Annotated in this window: 1 protein-coding gene; it reads left to right on the top strand. The window is 69.4% G+C overall.

What is annotated here, in order from left to right; translation table 11 throughout:
* On the top strand, window positions 1-527 hold a 527-nt coding region (locus tag NS220_RS18060), incomplete at both ends, for a TIGR03557 family F420-dependent LLM class oxidoreductase (protein ID WP_153004362.1).

The following is a 527-nucleotide window of genomic DNA, read 5'->3' as shown; positions in this document are numbered from 1 at the left end:
CGTGCTCGGGGCCGTCGCGCACGCGACGTCGAACGTCGAGCTGATGACGTACGTCACGTGCCCCACGGTGCGATACCACCCCGCTGTCGTGGCGCAGAAGGCGGCGACGCTGCAGCTCCTTTCGGAGGGGCGGTTCACGCTCGGGTTGGGCTCCGGTGAGAACCTCAACGAGCATGTCGTCGGCGAGGGCTGGCCCGCGGTGCACGCCCGTCAGGACATGCTGGTGGAAGCGATCGAGATCATCCGCGCCTTGCACACCGGCGACCTCGTCACCTACGACGGCGAGTACTTCCGCGTCGACTCGGCACGCGTGTGGGACGCTCCCGACGGCGGGGTTCCGATCGGCGTGGCGGTGTCCGGAGAGCACTCCATCGCGCGCTTCGCGCCGTTGGGCGACCACCTCATCACCACCGAGCCCGACGCCGAGATCGTCCAGGGCTGGGACGAGCACCACGAGGGCGCCTCGCGCAAGATCGGTCAGATCCCGATCAGCTGGGACCCCGACAAGGATGCCGCGATCGCGCGCG

This window comes from Microbacterium testaceum (assembly GCF_001476655.1).
Taxonomy (GTDB): domain Bacteria; phylum Actinomycetota; class Actinomycetes; order Actinomycetales; family Microbacteriaceae; genus Microbacterium; species Microbacterium testaceum_C.
The sequence above is the reverse complement of the archived record's forward strand: the minus strand, read 5'-3'. Positions and strand labels throughout refer to the sequence as shown.